This is a genomic window from Leucobacter sp. GX24907 (genome assembly GCF_053567335.1).
On record NZ_JBSGPD010000005.1, the window covers coordinates 187,027 to 207,085 of the forward strand.

A 20,059-nucleotide genomic window follows, 5' to 3' on the forward strand; every position below is an offset into this window, starting at 1 on the left:
GGGGGTGGAACGGTGTCGGTGCGCTCGGCGCCGGGGTCCAGGGCCGAGCGCACCGACACCGTTCGTGCTGCGATGCGCGGTGCCGTTACTCGGCGATCTCCGCCTGCGACCGCCTGCGGGCCGCCACTGCGGTGACCGCGCCGGCGAGCAGCAGCAGGGTCGCCGCACCGGCGATCATGCCGCCGAGCTCGGCGCCGGTGGCGGCCAGGCCGTCCCCGCCCTTGCCTCCGGTACTGTCGGCGCCGTTGCGGTCGGCACCGCCGTTGCCGGAATCATCGGTGCCGGTGCCTCCGTCACCGTTTCCGTTGTCCTCGTCGCCGGGGTTCTCGCCGTCACCGGGGTTCTCGTCGGAACCGGCGGAGACGTTGAGGGAGACCGGCTCCGACTCCGCGATCGCGTGGTGATCGTGGTCGTACAGCACGGCCTTGATCTCCGCCCCGTCGTCGCCCTCGGCGATCGTGTACTCGAGGGTGCTGCTCAGCGCACCCGAGATCACCTCGAACTCGTCGGAGCTCTCGCGCTGGATGAACCAGTGCCAGTGATCCTCACCCGTATCGGGATCCTGCACCGCGTCGAGCTTTGCGACGTCGCCGACCTCGTACTCGTCGGCCAGACCCTCGATGGTGACGGTCGTATCGGGCTCGGGATGCTCGTGGTGGTCGTCGATCTCGATGGTCACCGGCTCGGACGCGACGTAGCGATCGCCGGTATCGTAGGTGAGCACGGCGCGCACCTGGGCGCCCTCGAGTTCCTCGGTCACCTCGAACGAGTAGCTCGACCCGTTCTCGCCCTCGGCCGCGACCCACTCGTCCGACCCTGTGCGCTGGATCTCCCACACGAAGCGGTCGAGCACCGACGCGGGGTCGACGCTCGCGGTCAGCACCGCGGTGTCGCCGGTGTGGTAATGCCCGGCGATCCCCTCGATGGAGACCTGCTGGTGCGGGGCCGCGCCGTGATCGTCGACCTCGATCGTGACGGGATCGGCCGAGGCGACGACCTCTCCATCGCCGTCCAGCAGGTTCGCGCTCACACGGGCACCGTTCAGCGCCTGCTCGGCGGTGATGCTGAAGGCGGCGGTGCTCTGCCCCTCGACGCGCACGGGCGCGTCCTGGTCGCTGCGCTGCAGGAACCATTCGTAGCTCGCGTCGTCGACCGCGGGGTCGGCCACGGCATTCAGCTCGATGGCTCCGCCCTGGTGGTAGTGGTGTCCGAGCCCCTCGATCGTCAGATCGGTCTCCGGGTGCTCGTGTCCGTGGTCGTCGACCTGGATCGTCACGGGGTCGGACTCCGCGATCGCGTGGTGATCGTGGTCGTACAGCACGGCCTTGATCTTCGCGCCGTGGTCGCCCTCGGCGACCGTGTGCTCGAGCGAGTCGGTCAGTGCGTCGGCGATGACGCCGAAGTCGTCGTCGCCCTCGCGCTGGATGAACCAGTGCCAGTGGTCCTCGCCCGAGTCGGGCTGCTGCACGGCGGTCAACGATGCGATGTCGCCCGTATGGTAATGATCCTGCAGCCCCTCGATGGTGACGGTGGTCTGGGCCGGATCGCCGTCGTCGGTCGCCTCGACGGTGACCGGGTCGGAGACGATCTCGATCGGCTGCGCCTGCGCGCGGTCGGGCTGGCCCTGGTAGTCCTTGCCGCCCGACAGAACGGCCCGGTACTGGGCCCCGTCGACGGCGGCGACGGTCAGCGTCTCGGAGGTCGCCCCGGCAACGGTCTGCCACTCGGCGGTCCCGGAGTCGCGCGTCTCCCAGGCCCAGCCCGGCTTGGTGAACGCCGCGCCGTCGGGGCCCTGAGCCGCGGTGAGCGTGATGTCGTCGCCGGCCTCGACCGGATTCTCGGTTCCCGCGACCTCGACGGTCTCGGGAGCGGGCAGCACCTCGAAGGTGTAGTTGGCCTCCTCGCTGGTGACGGTGCCGCCGCCGTCCACGCGCTCGGCTGTGGCCTGCGCGGTGAAGGTGTAGGTGCCCGGCTCGGTGAAGGCCCAGGCCGCATGGGCGTGCGCGGTGCTGTCCTGGTGGATCGTTCCGCCGAGGTCGAAGCCGCCGTCGGTGAACACCGACGTCGGGCCGCTGAATCCCATCTGGTAGAGGTAGGCCTCGCCCGGCCCGGTCACGTCGGACACCGTGATGTCGACGTCGGCGGCGCCGCTCTCGTCGGCGAATGCGGTCCCGTTCAGCCCGAGGCTGTCCCACCCCGGCCAGACGAGGTTCAGGTTCGTGTCCTGGCCGGCGGGAAGGCTGTAGAAGCTGTCGGGCGCATCGCCCGGGATCGCGGTGTCGCCGACGTTCGCGGAGTAGGCGTCGCTCTTCACCTGGAGCGTGGTGGCGTCCGGCGAGCGCAGTACGCCGCGGCCGGTGACGTCCTCCTTGAGGGCGAGCACCAGCGCGTCGCCGTCGGCCTCGAGACTGAAAGCGTCGACGTGGCCGCGATCCAGCGTGATCGGGGTCTCGTCGAGGTCGGCCGCGTATGCGGCAGCCGGGGCCGCCAGCCCGACGGCGAGCGCGAGAGCGCCGCCGAGGGCGCCGACCCGCAAGCGGGAAGATACGGTCATGGGTCTGTAACCTTTCCAATCGGCCGGAGCCGAACGATATTGATAGTGATTATCAATAGATAACCATAGGCTCGGACACGGCCGAAGGCAAGTCGGTGCCCTCCGCCGCCTCGGCTACTCTGACCGAAGAGCATCACTGACAAACGGGAGCGAAGAGATGACGAACCTCGAAGTTTGGAGCGGCGTGCCTCGGCCGCCGCGGGAGACGATCGAGGGACGCTACGCGATCCTCGTCCCGCTCGACCCGGATGCGCACACCGCGACTCTCTACGCTGCGGCGTCGGCTCCCGGCGCCGACGCCCGATTCCGTTACCTCCCCGACCTGCCCCCGGCGAGCGAGGGCGAGATGCGCGCTTGGACGGAGCAGGCTTCGGCGAGCGCCGACCCGCTGTTCTTCGCGGTGGTGGATCGCGTGACAGCTCGCGCCGAGGGCCGCCAGGCGATCATGCGCATCGACGAGGCGAACGGCGTCGCCGAGATCGGCCACATCATGTGGGGCCCGGCGATGACCCGCTCCCGAATCGCGACCGAAGCCTTCTTCCTCACCGCTGACCTGCTCTTCGGCCTGGGGTATCGCCGTTTCGAGTGGAAGTGCCACCACGCGAATGAACCGTCGAAGCGCGCTGCAGCCCGCTTCGGCTTCCAGCACGAGGGCACGTTCCGGAATCACCTGGTCGTGAAGGGCGAGAACCGGAACACCGAGTGGTTCTCCGTCATCGACGACGAGTGGCCGCGACTGCGAGCGGGCTATCTGCGCTGGCTCGATCCCGAGAACTTCGACGATGCAGGGCAGCAACTCACCAAGCTCACCTTCTAACGGCTGGGTCCTGAAATCGATGGTCTGACAGACTGGAGGCAGAGCACGAGGCGAGGAGGGCACGTGACGCAGCCAGGCACCATCGAGATCGCCGGACTCACCAAGCGCTTCGGCGACCTCGCAGCCGTCTCCGATCTCAGCTTCACTGCCGCCCCCGGCAGAGTCACCGGCTTCCTCGGCCCCAACGGTTCAGGCAAGACGACGGCGCTCTCCATGCTGCTCGGTCTCCTGAGGCCCGATGCCGGTACCGCGACCGTCGGCGGGGTGCCCTATGCACGGCTCGAACATCCCGCTCGCACCCTCGGATCCTCGATCTCGGCTTCCGCCCACCCGGCCCACACCGGGCGCGCACACCTCGACATCATGCGACGCGCGATCGGGGTTCCCGCCTCCGCCGTCGACGAGAAGCTCGAACTCGTCGGGCTCTCCGAGGCCGCCGACCGCAGAACCGGCGGCTACTCACTGGGCATGCAGCAACGTCTCGCTCTCGCGACGGCGATGCTCGGCGACCCCGACGTGCTGGTGCTGGATGAGCCCATTAACGGCCTGGATCCCGAAGGCATCCGGTGGATCCGCCAGTTCCTGCGCCATCTCGCCTCCGAGGGGCACACGATCCTGCTCTCCTCTCACCTCCTCAGCGAAGTGCAGCAGACCGTCGACGACCTTGTGATCATTCGCCGCGGCGCGCTCGTCTACGAGGGAACACTCGAGAGCCTCGGCGGAGAGGAGCGCGCCGTACTCGTCTCGACGCCCGACAACCGCGCGCTCGCCGCAGCCCTCGCACCGACCGGAGCCGCAGTGCACGGAGCGCGCGGCGAGGTCATGCGTGTCACGGGCGCCACTCCCGACGAGGTCGGCCGTGCGGCGCTCGCGGCTGGGCTTCCGCTGTCGCACCTCAGCGAGCAACGGGAAGATCTGGAGGCCCGGTTCCTCGCCCTCATCGATGACCGGGGCTCCGCAGAGCACGGTGCCGAGGAGTCGGCACCGAATCAACCCGGGCCGGCGATTGGAGATGAGCGATGAATCGGTTCACGCGCAGCCTCTCCTCGGAGTTCCGCAAGGTCACGGCGACCAAGATCTGGTGGATCCTCGGCGCCGTCATCGCCGCCTACTCCGCGATGATGGCGCTCACCTTCGCCTTCCTGTTCAGCGACATGTTCGCGTCGATCAATGAAGCGGCACTCGCATCCGCCGACGCCGAGACCGCCGCGAGCGCATCCATGCCGGCACTGCCCGCCGATGTCGACCTCGCCGGCATCGTCTATTCCACTGCGAGCACCTTCGGCTACGTCGTGCCCCTCATCTTCGGCGCGCTCATGGCTACCGGCGAACTGCGCCACCGTACGCTGGGGCTCACCTTCGCCGCTGAGCCGCGACGCGGCGTCGTACTCGGCGCGAAGACCGTCGTGCTCCTCGGAGTGGGTTTCGTGCTCGGCCTCCTCGGCCTGATCGGGGCGATCGCCGGCGGGGCGCCGATCCTCGCCATCGATGGTCATGGCGCCGGCTTCGACTCGGGCGAGACCTGGCTGCTCTGCCTCCGTGTCGTCACCGGGCTCGCGATCTGGGCGGTCGTCGGCTTCGGGCTCGGCCTGCTCGTGCGCAACCAGGTCTTCGCCATCGTGCTCGCGCTCGTGTTCACGCAGTTCTTGGAACCCGTGTTGCGCGCCGGAGCCCAGTTCTGGGACTGGAGCGCCGAAGTCGCCAAGTATCTGCCGGGCGCCGCGACCGACGCATTCGTCGGTGCAAGCGTGATGAGCAGTGTGAGTACGGGTGACGCTTCGATGCCTGATGCCTCGGCGGCCGCAGAGAGCGCGGCGACGCTCGGCGTCTGGGGCGGACTCGCGGTACTGGTCGCTTACGGGGTCGTCACGATCGCACTCGGCTGGTGGCTGCGTTGGACCCGTGACGTGACTGTCTGATCTCGGTGGTCTGGTTCGATCAGGATCGGCTCTCGCGCGCGCTGACGCGTCTCAGGCTCCTGTGAGCCCGGCCCGCACCCGCAGCAACCACTCGACGTATTCGCGCGGCGCCAGAGACTCGGGGCGGTCTGCGGGCAGCACGCCGCCGCGCACTGCCGTCACGAGGAACGTCTGCCGCTCCTCGGGCGTCGAGCCACCGTGTCCCCCGGCATCGAGGTGGCCGTGATCGGTCGTCGCCGCGACGACCCAGGTCTCTCCGTGATCCCGAACACGGGCATCGACCGCCTCGAGCAGTATGCCGAGATGACGGTCGGAGTTGCTCACCGCCTCGTCGTACTGGGGCGAGTGCACGCCGAAGTAGTGGCCGGCATCATCGATCTCGCAGAAGTACACGAACGAGAGGTCGGGGCCGGCATGCTCGATGGCGAGCCGTGCCCGGGCTGCGATCTCCGGATCAATGGCCCGGTACCCGTACAGTTCTCCGTTCAGGCTGACGACATGGTGCCGACCGTCGTCGATATCGTCCTGTCGCAACCTGATGATGGGGCCGACTCCCGCAGGGTCGGTGAGGTTCGGCCAGCCCGCCGCGGCGTAGGTGGTGACTGCGGGATCTGCCGCCGCCTCCCGGCTGAGGAAGTCCGGGCAGTCCCTCAGCCGGTGTCCACGCATGTCGTTGTCATCGATGCCGTGCTGGGCATGCGTCGCTCCGGTCAGGATCGTGGCCCAACTCGGCCCCGAGATCGTCGGCCCCTCGACTTCGGCGTGCAGCAGGAAGCCCTGAGCGGCGAGCAGGTCCAGCGTCGGTGCGAGTCCGGTGCCGAAGGCACGATCAACGCGCAGGCCATCGAGGCCGACGAGCAAGAGCTTCACGTCGCGGCTCATGCGGCAGACTCCCCGGGCTGCGCGCCTGCCACGTCATGGCCCGATGCTGGCAGCGCGCCGTCATGGCCAGAAGCGAGCATCGCCGAGTCACGTCGTGAGACCCGCTTCGCCACGCGCACACGCACATTGTCGCCGGCGCGCAGCGAGGCTGCTTCTCCGGTGGGGATGTCGACGCGCACGCTTCTGTCGAGGTCGTCGAGCAGCACGCGCACGCTCGTCACGCCGCCGCGCAGGGTGAGGTCGGTGATGATGGCGCGGCTGTCGTCGTCCGGGGCCTCCTTCGGCTGCACCCGCAGCTCTTCCGGGCGAATCAGCACCTCCCCCGACTCATCGATGGTCACCGCCGAGCGCGGCAGCGTCTCGCCGAAGAGTCGCACCGCGGTGGCGGTGAGTTCTTCCGGGCGTACGCGGTTCATGACGCCGATGAATCGCGAGACGAATCCTGGCGCCGGGTTCCGGTAGACGGCCTGGGGAATGTCGAACTGGGCGATGCGGCCCTCATGCATGACGGCCACACGATCGGCCATGGCGAGCGCTTCTTCCTGGTCATGGGTGACCATGACCGTGGTGGTGCCGCGTTCACGATGGATCCTTACGATCTCCTCGCGCAATCGTTCGCGCACCAGCGCGTCGAGGGCGGAGAGCGGTTCGTCGAGCAGTAGCACCCGCGGTGCGACGGCGAGCGCACGCGCGAGGGCGACTCGCTGCTGCTGGCCGCCCGAGAGCTGGTGCGGATACTTTCCGCCGTGCTCTTCGAGGCCGACGAGCGCGAGCAGCTCCTCACTGCGGGCTCTTCGCTGCGCCTTGCCGACCTTCTGCACTTTGAGCCCGAACTGGATGTTCTGGGCGGCAGTGAGGTGTGGGAACAGCGAGTACTGCTGGAACACGATACCGGTGCCGCGTTCGCGGGCGGGGGTACGCGTCATATCGGTGTTGCCGATGCGCACGGTGCCCGATGTGGGCTGCTCGAAACCGCCGATGATCTTGAGCGCCGTCGACTTGCCGCAGCCCGACGGGCCGAGCAGGGTCACGAGCTCGCCTGGCCTGACGTCGAGGTCGATGGCGTGCAGCACCGTCTTGTCGCCGTATGTCTTCGTCAGCTGCGAGAGCTGCAGACCGGCGGCGGTGCGGGAAGTGGGGTCGATCTTCATGATGCCTTTCGGGGAATATACGGCTGCGCGTTCAGATCGCGAACTGGGTGGCCCGTACCGTGCGGTTGCGGCTCTGCCCGGCAAACACCATGACCGCCATGAGCAGCCACGATCCGACGATCGAAATGAAGCTGAGCGCCGCAGCGAGTCGTACCTGCGACTGCCCCAGCTCGATGAGCAGCGTCGGGAATGTGCGGTGCAGGAGCAGCTGGGCCATGACGAGCTCGCCCGACGCCATCATGACGACAAGCAGCGAGCCCGACACGATCGCGGGCCACAGGTTCGGCAGCACCACCCTGAAGAGGGTGCCGACCGGAGTCGTGCCCAGGCTCTCGCTTGCACGCATGAGCGTGCGCAAGTCGAGGGATCGGAGCCCGGAGTCGATCGTGCGGAACATGAACGGGAGCGTCATCAGCACGTAGAAGGGAACGAGGCTGTAGATGCTCACGAAGAGGCCTGGAAAGAGCGGCCGCAGCACGAGGTTCACGCCACCGACGAGGGCGATGGCGGGGATGATGTAGGGCAGCAGCGACGTGGTTTCCGCGAAACCGAGGGCCCTGGGCACTCGCAGGTGCATCCAGATCAGGCTCGGGATCACGATCGCGTATCCGAGGATGACCGTCAGCACGGTCAGAATCACGGAGTTCGTGATCGCCTCGACTACCCGCGGATTGCCGATCAGCTCGAGCACCGGCTCGACCGTGAATCCGTCGCGCACATTCACGAAGCCGAACATGCCGACCGCGACCAGGGGCAGGCACGCTGCGATCAGGGATGCGATCAGCACGATATGAGGGAGCACACGCTTCATGGTTCAGTCCTCCTGCAACGACCACCGGGTCGCACGCCTCAGGAGGATCGCGCGCAGCCCCATCACGACGAGCATGATCGCGACCATGCCGGTGATGAGCGCGGAGGCGAGCCCCTGGTTGACGAGTACGTTGCCCGAGAGGAAGAAGCCGATGAGAATCGGGACGAGACTCGCTGAACTGCCGGCCATCGCGTAGGCGGCCGCATAGCCGCTGAACGCGTTCGCGAAGAGCAGCAGGACGCCTCCGACGAGCGACGGGGCGAGGATCGGGAGCGTCACGGTGAAGAGGATGCGCGCGCGGCCGGCGCCGAGGCTCATGCCGCCGTCGATCCATTCCGTGCGAATCCCCTGCAGCGCGGGGATCGAGAGGATCGCCATGAGCGGGATCTGGAAATAGAGGTAGGCGCAGACGATGCCCCAGAACGAGGCGATCGGGATCACCTCGTTCAGCGAGAAGCCGAAGAGGTCTTGCAACCACACGGTGAGCAGGCCCTGCGTGCCCATGAACGCGATGAACGCGTAGGCGAGCGGCGGGCCACCCGACTGGGAGGCAACGGCTGCGAGCGAGGTGACCAGTTGGTTCAACCATCGGGGCCTCGTCGCGTTCACGAGCGCCCACCCGACGACGAGACCGAGCACGCCGCCGATCACCGACGTCACCAGTGAGAGGGAGATCGAGTTGACGAAGGCGTTCACGTACTGCTCTTCGCCCAACTGGGCGAAGTTCGCAAGCGTGAATGCTCCATCGGCATCCCGGAAGGCCGTGACCACCGTGACGACGACCGGTACCACGAGGAACAGGCCGACGAAGAGGAAGTACGGCAGGGTACCGAGCAGGTCGAGCAGTCCGCGTGCGCGGGAGGAACGAACGTTCCTCCCGCGCCGGGAAGTGTGCGGACCGGGGGCGACCACACGCGCGGGTGCAGCGCTCTCCCGATCCTGATCAATAAGCGTGGCCGACATCGATCCGTCAGAAGCCCATCTTGCCGGTGACCTCGGTACCCCACTCGGCCATGATCAGCTCGGTGGCGGCGTCATTCTGCTCCGGCGTCGGGAAGGTGATCTGCTCGACGATATCGGCCGGCGGCAGCTGCTCGAGCACGTCGGCGGGAATCACGTCGTTCTCCACGAGGCTCTCGTAGCGGGCCGGGATGGCCCCCGACTTCGCGTACGAGATCGCACCTTCGTCGCTCAGCAGGTGTTCGATCCAGAGCGCGCCGGCGTTCGGCTGGGGGCTGTCGGCGGTGAGCGGCTGAGCGTAGTACGTACCGAACACGCCGTCTGCCGGGGTGCTCACCTGCAGGTCGACGCCCGACTTCTCCATCTCCGCGGTGATACCCGGGAAGTTGAAGTTCCAGTCGAGCATGACCGCAGCCTCACCCGTGGCGAGCGACTGCGAGCTCGACTCGGTCGAGACGAGGTACCCCTCTTCAGCGAGCTCCGAGAAGAACTCGATGCCCTGCGAGATATCGTCGGCCGATCCCCCATTGGCGAGACTTGCCGCGAAGACCTGCGCGAGCTGCGCCGCACCCTCGCGCGGATCACCCATCGCGATCTTGCCCTTGTACTGCGGGTCTTTCAGATCAGCCCAGGTCTCGGGAACATCGACCTCATTGGCATTCACACCGATGCTCATGACGCCGTAGTACGCGGCGGTCCAGTTCCCGTCAGGGTCCTTCAGTGCATCGGGAATCTCATCGAACGTCGAGGGCTTGTACGGGGTCACGAGCCCGTCATCGATCGCCTGCGACGTGAACGTTGCACCGATATCGAGCACGTCAGGCTGCGTGTCCTGTCCCTTGAGATTGCGGACGGCTTCGAGTTCTTCGGCGCTCGAACCGTCGGGGTTCGAGACTTCGACCTCGAGGCCGGTCGCCTCGGTGTAGATCTCGAACGACTCCTTGTAGTTCGCCCAAGATTCCGGGTAGGCGATGAGGTGTACCCGTCCCTCATCCTTGGCGAGTTCGGTGATCTCATCCAACGAAGTTCCCAGCGCGGGCTTTGCTCCCGCTTCGGCGTCCGTAGACGCGCAACCGACAAGTCCGAGCAGACCGAGGGCGAGCGCCGAGGCGCCGATCGTCCGCACGACGCGGGTGTTCATATGAGGCAATGCAGGTGTCCTTCTCTCGAAGCGGATCAGTCGTCGATCATCATTCGCCACCAACGTTTCCGGCCCCTCACCGAACGGCGACCTCCAGGTGAACTCTGCTTCACACCGAGTTCACACCGGGCGCGTAGAGTCGCCCACGAGCACACCCAACTGCGCCGACGCACTTCGGCCGGAGTCGCACCCGAAGCACACGGACGACATGGAGTACACGGGGCACGTGACGAACGAAGGGCACTGACTGATGACCGAGAACGCTGTCATGATGACCGAGAACGATGTCCGCGCCGATGTCGCTGCCCTCCTGGATCGGGCTTCGACGGTGCTCGTGGACTTCAACGGCACGCTCTCCGACGACGAGGAGCTGATCGCAGACCTCGTCGTCGAGATCGCGGTGGAGGAGTTCGGCGTCGTGATCGACCGAGATCGATACTTCGAGGATCTCGTCGGTCAGACCGAAGCTGCGATGTTCGCGATTCTCGCCCGAGAGGCCGCGCGCGAGCACGGCATCGACGTCTCCGGGGTCGACACCTCCGGTGCGCTGGTCGCCAAGTTCAACCGGCGCTACCTCGATCGGGTGAGTGGTGAGCGCCGCATCTCGCCTGCCGCCGAGGACTTCGTGCGCGCCGCGAAGGCCCGTGGCAAGGCCGTCGGCGTCGTCACCGCGGCGAGCAAGGCCGTCGTCGTGCCGACGCTGAACCAGCTCGACCTGCTCGAGGTGATCGACGCGGTCGTGGCGCTCGAGGATGTCGAGCACTCGAAGCCCGAACCCGATTGCTACCTGCTCGCACTCGGCGCCCTCGAGACCGATCCGTCGGACGCGGTCGTGTTCGAGGACTCGCGCACGGGCCTGGCGTCGGCCCGCGCGGCGGGGATCGTCTCAGTCGTCGTCGGAGACGCGCTCCCCGAGACCGAGCGCTCGGAGTACACGGAGTACGCCGTTTCCGAGCTGCGGCCCGAACTCTTCGAGCGCTGAAGCGCTCAGCGGGGTCGCAGCGTCGAGCGCTGCATCACCCAACTGTGCATGGCCACCGCTGCCGCGGATGCGGCATTGATCGAGCGGGTGGATCCGTACTGCGTGATCTCCACCACGGACTCGGCAGCGGCCAATGCCTCCGTCGACAGTCCGGGTCCTTCCTGCCCGAAGAGCATGACGCAGCGCTCCGGCCACTCGAACGTCTCCATCGGCACCGAGCCGGGGATGTTGTCGATCGCGATGATCGGCAACCCGGCCTCACGCGCCCAAGCAACGAGTGCGTCGATGTCTTCGCGATGCTCGACGTGCTGGTAGCGGTCGGTGACCATGGCACCGCGCTTGTTCCAGCGACGTCGACCGACGATGTGCACGGTGTCGGCGGCGAACGCGTTCGCACTGCGCACGATCGTGCCGATGTTCATATCGTGCTGCCAGTTCTCGATCGCGACGTGGAAGGGGTGCCGCTTTTCGTCGAGATCCGCGACGATGGCCTCCATGCGCCAATAGCGGTAGCGGTCGATCACGTTTCGACGGTCGCCGTGTTCGAGCAGCTCTGGATCGTAGCGCTCCTCACTCGGCCACTCCTCGCGTCCGCCCGGCCACGGCCCGACGCCCGCACGACTCGCTTCTGCGGTCAATCGCTCATCCATCCCCCTATTCTCCTCTTCTCCGCGGGGCTCCGCGCGCGGCACTCTAGGCTGTGACCATGGAAGCAGGGGAGGCGGATCACCCGCTCATCGTCGTCGCACCGGACTCGTTGAAGGGGAGCTGTTCGGCTCCCGAGGCAGCGGCGGCTCTCGCACGCGGTATCCGGTCAGTCTTCGGGGAGCGCGTACGGGTGCGCGAGATTCCGATGGCCGACGGCGGCGAAGGCACGCTCGACGCGCTGACTGCGGCGTGGAAGGGGCGCATCCTGACCGTTCCGACAACCGACGCGCTCGGGCGAGCGCGAATCGGTCGCGTCGGAATCTCACCTGACGGTGCGACTGCCATCGTCGAAGCGGCCGAGGCGAATGGGCTCCCGCTCGTCGCCGATCTTCCGCCGCAACCGCTCGATGCCGACTCCGCCGGCGTCGGTGCGCTCGTGCGTGCCGCTCTCGATGCCGGTGCGCGAGAGATTCTGCTGTGCATTGGAGGATCCGCGACGAATGACGGCGGTGCCGGCCTGCTCCGCTCACTCGGTGTTCGGCTGCTCGATGCTGCGGGGGCCGAGGTGCCGCCGGGTGCGCATGGGCTCCTCGAGTTGGATCGCGTCGACCTCTCCGGGCTCGACCCCGTCGCGCGGGAGGCGCGCTGGCGCATCGCCGTCGACGTGGAGAACCCACTCGTCGGGCCAAGAGGTGCTGCGGCTGTCTTCGGGCCGCAGAAGGGAGCGTCATCCGAGCAGGTGCCACTCATAGATGCAGCGCTGACGCGGCTCGCCGAGGCGCTGGCGTCGGCAGTCTCTTCTGGCGCGAGGTCCGGCATTGCTGGCGCGAGGTCTGGCACTGCGACCGCGGCCGACCTGCAGACGCGTCCGGGGCTCGGTGCCGCGGGCGGCCTCGCCGTGGGGCCCGTCGCGCTCTTCGACGCCGAGACGGTACCCGGTGCCGAGCTCGTCGCTCAAGCGGTCGACCTCGATGCTGCCGTCGCCGAGGCCCGTCTCGTGATGACCGGCGAGGGACGCCTTGATGCCCAGTCCCTGGATGGCAAGGTGGTCTCTCGTGTGGTTGCGGCGGCGGCCGAACGCGTCCCCGTGATCGTCGTCGCGGGATCCCTGGCCCTCACCGCCGAGGCGTGTCGAGACGCCGGAATCACAGCGGCGGTGTCGCTCGCCGACGGCCCCGCGACGTTGGCGGATCTCGCGGCGCGCACGCCGGAGCTGCTCGCCGAGACGGCGGCGCACCTCTGCCGGCTCTTCGACCTGCGCAGTGGTTTCAGCGGCGAGCGCTCAGCCCTCTGAGGCGTCAGTCAGCGCCTCGAGCTCGTCGCGCGAAAGCTCGAGCGACGCCGAGGCGAGCAGCGCGGGCAGCTGTTCAGGAGTACGCGCACTCGCGATCGGAGCGGAGACGGTCGGTTGCCCGGACAACCACGCGAGGGAGACCGTCGCGACCGGGGCACCATGCGAGGTCGCGATATCGTCGAGCACCGCAAGTACTCGCTCGCCTCGGGCATCAAGGTACTTCGCCGCACCCTCCGCACGCGGGCTCACCGCCCCAGCGGTCCCGGCAGCGCCCGCATCGGTTCCTCGATACTTCCCCGCCAAGAAACCGCTCGCGAGCGCGTAGTAGGGGAACACCGCGAGATGCTCCCGCTCGGCGACCTCGCGGAGTCCGTTGGTCTCGAATCCTCGCTCGACGAGGTTGTAGTGCGGTTGCAGCGCGACCGGGAGGTGGTAGCCGCCGTCGCGAGCGATGCGGAACCACTCATCGATTCGCGCTGCACTGTAGTTCGAAACGCCGATCGCGCGCACCTTGCCCTCGTCGACGAGTCGGGAGAACGCGGCGACGGTCTCCTCAAGTGGAGTCTCGGCGTCGTCGAAGTGCGCGTAGTACAGATCGATGCGATCGGTGCCCAGCCGCTGCAGCGATGCGTCTGCGGCGGCCGCAATGTTGTCGGCAGCCAAGCCGGTGAACTCGGGGTGGGTCGAGACCTTCGTCGCGATCGCGACACCGTCCCGATTGCCGCGGGCGCTCAGCCACTCCCCGATGATCGTCTCGGACTCGCCTCCGCCGTTATCGGGGGCCCAGTGGGAGTACCCATCGGCGGTGTCGATGAAGTCGCCGCCGTCTGCGACGAACGCGTCGAGCACGGCGAACGAGGTCTCCCGATTCGCGGTCCAGCCGAAGACGTTGCCTCCGAGCGCGAACGCGGCGACGTCGAAGTCCGATGATCCGATGCGGGTACGGGGAAGGGTGGTCATACGTACATCCTCACTTGCTCAGCGTTCGTCGTCAGGTTCCAGCACCCCGACGGCTTCACGCCAATCGTAGAGCCCTACGGGGTCATCCGTGATGATGAGGTCGTTGCCGCGTGCCACCGCACGGTCCCACGATTCCTCATCGTTCAGCGTGTAGACGAGAGCCCCCATACCGAGGTTTCTGATCTGTGCGGCGACCTCGGGTGACTCATCGAACAGCCCCTCGCGCGCGCCGATCGCCGACACTTCGACATCGAGCGCGAATTCGAGTGCGTGTGCGTCGAGTTCACGCGTCAGTAGCATCCGGGCGAACTCCGGCGCCAACTCGTGCAGCAGCACGAGCGTGCCCGTCTCGAACGATTCGAGCACGATACGGTTCATCATGCCGTGCGTACGCAGCAGCTCGATGACGGCCTCGACATCGGCGCGCGTCCACTCTCCTTTGAGCTCGATCATCGCGCTCGTGGGGGTCGCCTCGATGGCATCGATGAACTCCGCGAGGGTCGGCACCGGTTCACCTGCGAAACTCTTCGCAAACCACGATCCGGCATCGAGTGAGCGGATCTCGGCGAGCGTGCGCTCGGTGACGAGACCCTCACCGTTGGTCGTGCGCGCGAGGTCTGGATCGTGCATGAGCACCACTTCGCGGTCGGCGGTGAGCTGCAGGTCGACCTCGATGAAGTCGGCCCCTTGCCGGGCGGCGATGTGCGTGGCGGCGAGCGTATTCTCGGGTGCGATGGCTGCGGCGCCGCGATGCGACACGATGCCGATGTCTCCGTGCCGTTGCAGGGCACCGTGCTGTTGCAGCGGACTCGCGCGCGCATCGTGCGGGTTGAGGCCGAAGATGATGACGAGGCAGAGCGTCAGGGCGCCGGCGATCAGCCCGGCCCGGAGCGCGCCGCGATGATGCGTCAGGATCCCCTCGGCTGCCATCCCCTCGGCCGACACGTTGCGCCTCCTTGCCCCGCGCTGCCTCGCGCAGTGCCTCACAGCTTAGCGAATTCCGTTACCGTTCTGTGATCTTTCTGGGGTGCCTCAATTCAGGTCGCGGGCACGAGCACGCTGAGCCTCCCGGGCAGCAGCGTGAAGTTCACGCGGCCGGATCCGACCCGCTCGCCATCGGCGTACACAGTGATGCCGCCGCCCATGATCTCGAGGCGTTCGGCACGGAACTGCGTCACTTCGGGTCGATCCCGGTGCCGTGCCCGCAGCAGAACAGGCAGCAACCGCAGCAACCGGGCCCGCCCGATTGTCGTGGCGTGAGTGACGTCGAAGCGCCCATCACCCGGGTCGGCCTCGGGGCACATCGGGATCCCGCCGCCGTAACTGCGGGTGTTCCCCACGGCAATCAGGATGCCCGGCATCGCCACCGGCTCGGCCCCATCGATACCGACAGTGAAGTCGATTCCGCGCAGCCGGATGAGCTCGATCACGATCGCAAGGTAGTAGCGCAGGCGCCCGCGCGGGTACCGCAGCCGATTGGTGCGATCGGCGACGCGCGCGTCGAAGCCGAGGGCCGCAATCGTCACGAACCGTGAGATCCCCTCCGCACTCTCCACCTGGCCGACATCGACGGCTCGCGGCACTCCCCGCACGGCGAGCTCGGCTGCCTGCGCCGGATCCTGCGGCAGGCCCAGGGAGCGTGCGAGGTCATTGCCGGTTCCGGCGGGCACCAGCGCGAGCGGAATGCCCGCGTCGAGCACCTCGTCCACGACCAGTGCGAGCGTGCCATCCCCGCCGACAATCGCGATCGCGTCGGGTCGCGACGCGACGGCCGCAGCGACGCGAACCCGCATGTCGTCGACCGAATCGCCGACGAATACGTGCACGTGCGCGCCGAACTCCCGCAGGCGCTCCACGGCGACGTCCGCCGCTGCACTGCCGCGGCCGCGGCCCGCAACCGGGTTCACCAGCACGGCAATGCTCTTCACGCTGTCAGTGTGACACAACGGCCGATGAGGCACCGCGACCGGGCCCGATCGGTACGCTGTCCTCATGCGACGAGTGCGACGTGCCCGAGCACATCCAGGAGCCCGCGAGGCCCGAGGAACGCGACGAAACCGACGAGAGATCCCGCTCGCCTATGACGATGACTTCCGCAATATCTGCACCTACCTGATCCTCGGAGCACCGATCCTCGTGTTCGCGTTCATCGGATACGACGGACGCTTCGACCTCGCACACACCATCGCGTTGGCTTGCGTTGCGACTGCGCTCTCATCGCTCGCCTACCTGATCTGGACCCACCTGCTCTTCACCCGTGCACCTCACGAGCGCGCGATGAGGATCGCAGCCGCGCAGTACCGGAAGAAGCGTGGGCCGCTCGCCCGATGGTTCGGCACAGGTCAGAGCCACGACGCGGGCAGCATGTCGCTTTCGGCGGCAGGCCTGACACTGGTCCTCGCGATCGCCGCGATCCTCGTCGGCGGAAGCGGCCGCGGGCTGCTGCTCGCCGCCCTCGTGCTCGCGACAGCCGCCACCTCGTGGGCGACAATGCTCTACTCCTTCGCCCTCAGGTACTTCCGCCTGCACGCCGCCGGCGAGCGCATCACCTTCGACATCGACGAAGCGCCCGATTTCACCGACTTCATCTCGATGTCGACCATGGTCTCGTCGGTCGGTGCGATGTCTGCGGGCACCCCGCGAACTCGCGCCGGGCTCCGCGCCGTACGCACGCACACCTGGATCGCGTTCATGTTCAACGCGCTCGTCGTCGCCATGACCGTGTCGATTCTCGGCGGCATGGTCTCCGCGATGAGCGGCGGGTGACCGCGAGTCCGATTACTCGTCGAGCAGCTCGGCTTCGATCACGTCGTCATCGTCGCCGCCGACCCTCGGAGCACCCGAGCCAGGGATTCCGTCGCCCGGGAACACCCCTCCCGTACCACTCACGGGAGGCATCTCGACCCGGGAGAGCTCGAGCCGCTCACCATCGTCTGCGAGTCCCACGCGCACGGCGTCTCCGTCGTGCACCTGTGCCCCGAGCAGCGCCCGAGCCAGGCGGTCGTCGATCTCCTTCTGCATGAGGCGACGCAGCGGGCGTGCACCGTAGATCGGATCGTAACCGCGCGCCGCGAGCCAGGCCCGCGCCTCGGGTGTGACGCCCAACGTGAGGCGACGCTCGGAGAGGCGATCCTGCAAGCGATCGATCGACAGCTCGACGATCTGCGCCAGATCTTCCTCCGACAGCGGCCGGAAGATGACCATCTCGTCGAGGCGGTTCACGAACTCGGGCTTGAAGGCCCGCCGCACGGTCTCGCGCACGGCGTCCTCCTTTGCAGCCCAAGCCATGTCGGGGTCGATGAGGTACTGGCTGCCGAGGTTCGAGGTGAGGATCAGGATCGTGTTGCGGAAGTCGACCGTGCGCCCCTGACCATCGGTGAGTCGCCCGTCGTCGAGCACTTGCAGCAGCACGTCGAACACCTCGGGATGCGCCTTCTCGACCTCGTCGAGCAGCACGACCGAGTACGGGCGACGGCGCACGGCCTCCGTCAGCTGACCGCCCTGCTCGTAGCCGACGTACCCGGGAGGTGCGCCGACGAGCCGCGAGACCGAGTGCTTCTCGCCGTACTCCGACATGTCGATGCGCACCATGGCGCGCTCGTCGTCGAACAGGAACTCGGCGAGCGCCTTCGCGAGCTCCGTCTTGCCGACGCCGGTGGGGCCGAGGAAGAGAAAGGATCCGGTCGGCCGGTTCGGGTCGGCGATGCCGGCGCGTGTGCGTCGTACCGCATCGGAGACGGCTGCGACCGCATCAGCCTGGCCGACGAGGCGTTTACCGAGCTCGCTTTCGAGCTGGAGCAGCTTCTCGGTTTCACCCTGCATCAGTCGTCCGACAGGAATCCCCGTCCAGGCCGCGACGACCCCGGCGATGTCTTCATCGGTGACCTGGTCGTTCACCATACGGGGCTCGCCGTCGACCTCACCGGCCATCTCCGCCTGCTCCGCCTCGGTGAGCTGTTTCTGAATGACCGGGATCTCACCGTAGAGCAGCCTCGACGCCTTCTCGAGGTTGCCCTCGCGCTGCGCCACCTGCGCCTGCATGTTCAGCTGGTCGAGCTTCTCGCGCAGTTCGCCGACACGGTTCAGAGACGAGCGCTCCTTCTCCCAGCGCGCCTCGAGCACGTCGAGTTCCGCCTGCTTCCCCGCGAGATCGTCCCGCAGCTTCGCCAGGCGCTCCTTCGACGCTGCGTCCTTCTCCTTCTTGAGGGCGAGCTCTTCGAGCTTGAGGCGGTCGACCGCGCGGCGCAGCTCGTCGATCTCCATGGGCGCAGAATCGATCTCCATGCGCAGGCGGCTCGCGGCCTCGTCGATCAGGTCGATCGCCTTGTCGGGAAGCTGACGGGCGGTGATGTAGCGGTTGCTCAGTCCGGCCGCGGCCACAAGCGCCGAATCAGCGATCGTCACCTTGTGGTGCGCCTCGTAGCGCTCCTTGAGTCCGCGCAAGATCGCGACCGTGTCTTCGACGGACGGCTCACCGACATAGACCTGCTGGAAACGGCGCTCAAGCGCCGCATCCTTCTCGATGTACTCGCGGTACTCGTCGAGGGTCGTCGCGCCGATGAGCCGCAGCTCGCCGCGCGCGAGCATGGGCTTCAGCATCTGCGACGCCGCGACCGACGATTCGCCGCCACCCGCGCCCATGAGCGTGTGGAGCTCATCGATGAAGGTGATGATCTCTCCATCGCTCTCCTTGATCTCGGAAAGCACGGCCTTCATGCGCTCCTCGAACTCGCCGCGATACTTCGCACCGGCGATCAGCGCCGAGATATCGAGGGAGATGAGCTCCTTGTCTTTGAGGGACTCGGCGACGTCGCCTGCGACGATGCGCTGAGCGAGCCCTTCGACGACGGCCGTCTTGCCGACGCCGGGTTCTCCGATCAGCACGGGGTTGTTCTTGGTGCGCCTGGTCAGCACCTGGCTCACCCGCCGGATCTCGGAATCTCGTCCGATGACGGGGTCGAGTTTGCCCGACCGGGCGACCTCCGTGAGGTTGACGCCGAACTGCTCGAGAGCGCTCTGCTCTTCGTCGCCGCCTCCCGAGGCGGGCTGCCAATTCGCCTGCATCTGGATCCTTTCTCGTTCAGCAGACTGCTGCTGTTCGGCTCCGCTGCCCGATACGTTGACCGGGATCACGGTGCCGAACTCAAACTTGAGTTGATGTGACTCAAGTTTATCCGAGAGGTGCGAAATTCGCTAGGGATCGATCGGTCCCGTGGCAGTATCCGGTCGGATGCTCTCTGTCGGAGCACTTGCCGCGGTCCGAGCCCCTGGCAGGTGATCGTCCTCCGAGGCGACGCGTTCACTCCACCGCCCGGTCACGAGGCCGACCGGAATCAGCAGCGCCCAGCACAGCTGGCCCCACTCCGCCGCCGCGAGAAAGGCCACAGGAATCGACACGGCGAACACTCCGATCTGCGCCAGCAGATCAATGCGGCTCGCCCAGACACCCCGCGCAGCCGAAAGCTGTGGCAGCAGACCGCGCCGCCACCCGATCTCGCGAACCGCGCCGTGCGCGGCGATCGCCAGTGCGACATTGAGCGCGTAGAGCGCCGTCGCCAGCGGATAGTCGGAGATCTGAGGATCGCTGATCGCCTGGGTCGTGAACGGGATCAAGACGATCAGGCAGGCGAGCACCAAGTTGGCGGCGATGACCGCACCATCGATGCCGCGAAACCCGGCGAGCAGCGCGGTGTTGTTCCGCCAGAAGAGCGCAATCACGACAAAACTGATGAGAAACCCGAGCAGTTGCGTGCCGATCCCGCTGTCGAGCAACGCGGACGCGTCGCGCCACGCATCAGACGGCGGCAGGTCGATATTCGCCACCAGCAGCGTGATGGCGAAGCCGTAGATCGCATCGAGGAAGCCGAGCCCGCGCCCGAACTCGGCCCCCTCACGTCCGAAGAAGCTGTGCGTCGTCACCGTCCGCACCATGGTGCCCGC

At 67.3% G+C, this 20,059-nt stretch carries 18 protein-coding genes; 6 read left to right on the top strand and 12 right to left on the bottom strand.

Going from position 1 to position 20,059, the window contains the following annotated elements; translation table 11 throughout:
• Positions 1–85: 85 nt before the first annotated feature.
• The gene (locus ACUYV6_RS09380) at positions 86–2,554 is read right to left on the bottom strand and encodes a choice-of-anchor M domain-containing protein (protein WP_449278396.1); all 2,469 of its coding nucleotides are present in this window, start codon (positions 2,552–2,554) and stop codon (positions 86–88) included.
• A 157-nt stretch (positions 2,555–2,711) separates the two neighbouring features.
• Here ACUYV6_RS09380 and ACUYV6_RS09385 point away from each other — a divergent pair, with 157 nt between their 5' ends.
• The 3 genes from ACUYV6_RS09385 to ACUYV6_RS09395 all read left to right on the top strand — a co-directional run bounded on the left by ACUYV6_RS09385 (position 2,712) and on the right by ACUYV6_RS09395 (position 5,290).
• Complete coding sequence (locus ACUYV6_RS09385; RefSeq protein WP_449278397.1) at positions 2,712–3,371, top strand: GNAT family N-acetyltransferase; 660 nt, start codon at positions 2,712–2,714, stop codon at positions 3,369–3,371.
• 63 nt (positions 3,372–3,434) lie between these two features.
• Positions 3,435–4,394, top strand: a complete 960-nt coding sequence (locus tag ACUYV6_RS09390; protein WP_449278398.1) for an ATP-binding cassette domain-containing protein — start codon at positions 3,435–3,437, stop codon at positions 4,392–4,394.
• Positions 4,391–5,290 carry an ABC transporter permease gene (locus ACUYV6_RS09395; RefSeq protein ID WP_449278399.1) on the top strand — a complete coding sequence of 300 codons (900 nt, stop codon included), beginning with the start codon at positions 4,391–4,393 and terminating at the stop codon, positions 5,288–5,290. Before ACUYV6_RS09390 ends, ACUYV6_RS09395 begins: the two co-directional genes overlap by 4 nt.
• Before the next feature lie 51 nt (positions 5,291–5,341).
• Here ACUYV6_RS09395 and ACUYV6_RS09400 read toward each other — a convergent pair whose 3' ends face one another.
• Genes ACUYV6_RS09400 through ACUYV6_RS09420 form a run of 5 tightly spaced genes read right to left on the bottom strand, consistent with a single transcriptional unit; the run spans position 5,342 to position 10,235 of the window.
• Positions 5,342–6,172, bottom strand: coding sequence for an alkaline phosphatase family protein (locus tag ACUYV6_RS09400; RefSeq protein WP_449278400.1), 831 nt, complete (start codon positions 6,170–6,172; stop codon positions 5,342–5,344).
• Complete coding sequence (locus tag ACUYV6_RS09405) at positions 6,169–7,323, bottom strand: ABC transporter ATP-binding protein (RefSeq protein ID WP_449278401.1); 1,155 nt, start codon at positions 7,321–7,323, stop codon at positions 6,169–6,171. The genes ACUYV6_RS09400 and ACUYV6_RS09405 overlap by 4 nt, the downstream gene beginning before the upstream one ends.
• A gap of 31 nt (positions 7,324–7,354) precedes the next feature.
• Positions 7,355–8,134, bottom strand: coding sequence for an ABC transporter permease (locus ACUYV6_RS09410; protein ID WP_449278402.1), 780 nt, complete (start codon positions 8,132–8,134; stop codon positions 7,355–7,357).
• Between the two features lie 3 nt (positions 8,135–8,137).
• Positions 8,138–9,097, bottom strand: coding sequence for an ABC transporter permease (locus ACUYV6_RS09415; RefSeq protein WP_449278403.1), 960 nt, complete (start codon positions 9,095–9,097; stop codon positions 8,138–8,140).
• 7 nt (positions 9,098–9,104) lie between these two features.
• Positions 9,105–10,235, bottom strand: a complete 1,131-nt coding sequence (locus tag ACUYV6_RS09420) for an ABC transporter substrate-binding protein (protein WP_449278404.1) — start codon at positions 10,233–10,235, stop codon at positions 9,105–9,107.
• Between the two features lie 250 nt (positions 10,236–10,485).
• Between ACUYV6_RS09420 and ACUYV6_RS09425 the strand changes: the two genes are divergently transcribed.
• A complete protein-coding gene (locus tag ACUYV6_RS09425) occupies positions 10,486–11,217 on the top strand; it encodes an HAD family hydrolase (RefSeq protein WP_449278405.1) in 732 nt (243 codons plus the stop codon).
• A gap of 5 nt (positions 11,218–11,222) precedes the next feature.
• Here ACUYV6_RS09425 and ACUYV6_RS09430 read toward each other — a convergent pair whose 3' ends face one another.
• Complete coding sequence (locus ACUYV6_RS09430; RefSeq protein ID WP_449278406.1) at positions 11,223–11,867, bottom strand: TrmH family RNA methyltransferase; 645 nt, start codon at positions 11,865–11,867, stop codon at positions 11,223–11,225.
• A 56-nt stretch (positions 11,868–11,923) separates the two neighbouring features.
• Between ACUYV6_RS09430 and ACUYV6_RS09435 the strand changes: the two genes are divergently transcribed.
• Positions 11,924–13,159 (top strand): glycerate kinase, encoded by a 1,236-nt coding sequence (locus ACUYV6_RS09435; RefSeq protein ID WP_449278407.1) that lies wholly within the window; start codon positions 11,924–11,926, stop codon positions 13,157–13,159.
• Here ACUYV6_RS09435 and ACUYV6_RS09440 read toward each other — a convergent pair.
• The 3 genes from ACUYV6_RS09440 to ACUYV6_RS09450 all read right to left on the bottom strand — a co-directional run bounded on the left by ACUYV6_RS09440 (position 13,148) and on the right by ACUYV6_RS09450 (position 16,047).
• Positions 13,148–14,119 (bottom strand): aldo/keto reductase, encoded by a 972-nt coding sequence (locus tag ACUYV6_RS09440; protein ID WP_449278408.1) that lies wholly within the window; start codon positions 14,117–14,119, stop codon positions 13,148–13,150. The two genes, ACUYV6_RS09435 and ACUYV6_RS09440, sit on opposite strands and share 12 nt — an antisense overlap.
• A gap of 18 nt (positions 14,120–14,137) precedes the next feature.
• Positions 14,138–15,064: a glycerophosphodiester phosphodiesterase gene (locus ACUYV6_RS09445; protein WP_449278409.1), complete on the bottom strand. Its 927-nt coding sequence runs from the start codon at positions 15,062–15,064 to the stop codon at positions 14,138–14,140.
• A 92-nt stretch (positions 15,065–15,156) separates the two neighbouring features.
• Positions 15,157–16,047, bottom strand: coding sequence for a diacylglycerol/lipid kinase family protein (locus tag ACUYV6_RS09450; protein WP_449278410.1), 891 nt, complete (start codon positions 16,045–16,047; stop codon positions 15,157–15,159).
• A gap of 64 nt (positions 16,048–16,111) precedes the next feature.
• Here ACUYV6_RS09450 and ACUYV6_RS09455 point away from each other — a divergent pair, with 64 nt between their 5' ends.
• Positions 16,112–16,885: a DUF1345 domain-containing protein gene (locus ACUYV6_RS09455; protein ID WP_449278411.1), complete on the top strand. Its 774-nt coding sequence runs from the start codon at positions 16,112–16,114 to the stop codon at positions 16,883–16,885.
• A 12-nt stretch (positions 16,886–16,897) separates the two neighbouring features.
• Here ACUYV6_RS09455 and ACUYV6_RS09460 read toward each other — a convergent pair whose 3' ends face one another.
• Positions 16,898–19,183: an ATP-dependent Clp protease ATP-binding subunit gene (locus ACUYV6_RS09460; protein WP_449278412.1), complete on the bottom strand. Its 2,286-nt coding sequence runs from the start codon at positions 19,181–19,183 to the stop codon at positions 16,898–16,900.
• A gap of 129 nt (positions 19,184–19,312) precedes the next feature.
• Positions 19,313–20,050: a TMEM175 family protein gene (locus tag ACUYV6_RS09465; RefSeq protein WP_449278413.1), complete on the bottom strand. Its 738-nt coding sequence runs from the start codon at positions 20,048–20,050 to the stop codon at positions 19,313–19,315.
• Positions 20,051–20,059: the final 9 nt, after the last annotated feature.